The 1,846-nt window shown below is 65.1% G+C and carries 2 protein-coding genes; both read right to left on the reverse strand.

Annotated elements, in window-relative coordinates:
* The coding region (locus MUO23_10425; GenBank protein ID MCJ7513369.1) for a SulP family inorganic anion transporter at nucleotides 1-1,298 on the reverse strand (1,298 nt) is incomplete at its 3' end.
* Between the two features lie 158 nt (nucleotides 1,299-1,456).
* Nucleotides 1,457-1,846 (reverse strand): hypothetical protein (locus MUO23_10430; GenBank protein MCJ7513370.1); only part of this gene is annotated, 390 nt, incomplete at its 5' end.

The following is a 1,846-nucleotide window of genomic DNA, read 5'->3' on the forward strand; positions in this document are numbered from 1 at the left end:
CCGGGATGGCTGGCGCGCCAGACCAGGGCAAACAGCGAGACGACGACGGCGATGAGCAGGGCCTCGAGGGTCTCGAAGGTCAGCACGGCGAGCAACGCCACCACCGCCAGGACGAAGTCGGCGCGCCGCACGCGCTGGAGGTGCTTGAGCTTGGCGACCTTGACCATCCCCGACACGGCCACGATGACGATCGCACCCAGCGCCGCTTCGGGCAGCGCATAGAACAACGGAGTGAGGAAGAGCGCCACGACGACGGTGAGGGCCGCGGCCAGGATGCCCGACATCTGGCTGTGCGCCCCGGCCCGGTCGTTGGCGGCGGACTTGGACAGGCTCGAGCCGATCGGGAACCCCTGGAACAGCCCCGCGCCGAAGTTTGCTGCCCCCAGTCCGATCAGCTCCTGGTTTTCATCGATCCGGTACTTGTGGGCGGCGGCGAAGCTGCGCGTCGGGCCGATGGCTTCGGCGAAGTTCACCAGTGCTATTCCGAGCGCCCCTGGAAGCAGAAGCAGCCAATTCTGCAGCCCGACGGCCGGCCACTGCGGCGGCACCAGCCCTGCCGGGATGTCGCCGATCACCTCCACGCCGCGCGCCTCCAGCCCGAACACGACCGAAATGACAATCGCGAAGACCAGCGCCACCAGCGCCGCGGGAATCTTGTGGAAGTAGTGCTCCAGGACGATCAGCAGGATCAGGCAAAGCACGCCCGTGATCAGTGTGGCCCGATGTGTTTCCGGCAAGTGAACAAGGATGTCGTACAGCCGTTCCCAGAAGTTGCCCTGCCCGGCCTCGATGCCGAGCAGCTTGGGGACTTGCTTCACCATCACCGTCAGCGCCAGGCCGGTGATGAAACCCACCATCACCGACTCGGAGAAGAACTGCGCCACCCGCCCCAGTTTGAGCAGCCCGGCGATGACGGCAATCAGCCCAGCCAGGACGGCGAGCGCCGCAGTCAACAGGATGAACTCCGGCGTGTCCGGCGCGGCGATCAGGCTGACGGTGGCGAACGACATCGTGGCGATAATGGCCGATACCGCCACCACCAGCTGGCGTGAAGTGCCGAAGATGGCAAAGGCCAGCAGGCCGATCGGGGCGGCATAGAAGGCGGTCTGGGGCGGCATGCCGGCGATCTGGGCGTAGGCCATGCCTTCCGGGATCAGGAGGGCCACCACCGTCAAGCCGGCGATCAGATCGAGGCGCAGCCAGCTGCGCTCGTATTTGGGCAGCCAGGCCAAGATCGGCAGGTAGCGCGTCAGGGCCTTCGGTTGCGAGTCAGCCTTGTTCCCCACGATTGCTCTCACCTCCCGGTCATCCAGTGCACGCCTAGGGCAGTCATCAATTGTGGGGTCAAGTCAGGCTGTAGCGTGACTGCTTCTGCCCAACCGACGCGCCGCCGGGATCAAGATCAGCGGCAAGACGATGAATGCCACTGGCTCATACGAAAACCAGGAGAATGCTACTACGTTATTGTCACCGGCGCGGCTGCCGCCTCGCGGCGTGCGCCCAGGCGCTTGGCGAACGGAAGCAGAATCAGCAGCATAGCCACAACCCCCACCAGCACAAACGGGAGGGTGTTGGTTCCGGAGAAGTTCTGCGTGGCGACCAGGAGGGCGGCCGCACCATTGCGATTGGCTGTGCTCAGTCCCATGGCGCTGCGGACACCAGGATCACGCCCGCCGAGGAGCATCCCGATCACCAGCGATCCCACGATCAACAGGACGATGGCCCCGATGCCGAGCGTGCCGACGAAGCTGAGGATATTGGAAATGTTCATCCCCAGCCCGACCACCAGCAGGACGAGGATCGACAGCCCGGAGATCTTCTGCATCACCGGCGCCCAATGATCCGC

The organism is Anaerolineales bacterium, from assembly GCA_022866145.1.
In the GTDB taxonomy this organism is placed as follows: Bacteria; Chloroflexota; Anaerolineae; order Anaerolineales; family E44-bin32; genus PFL42.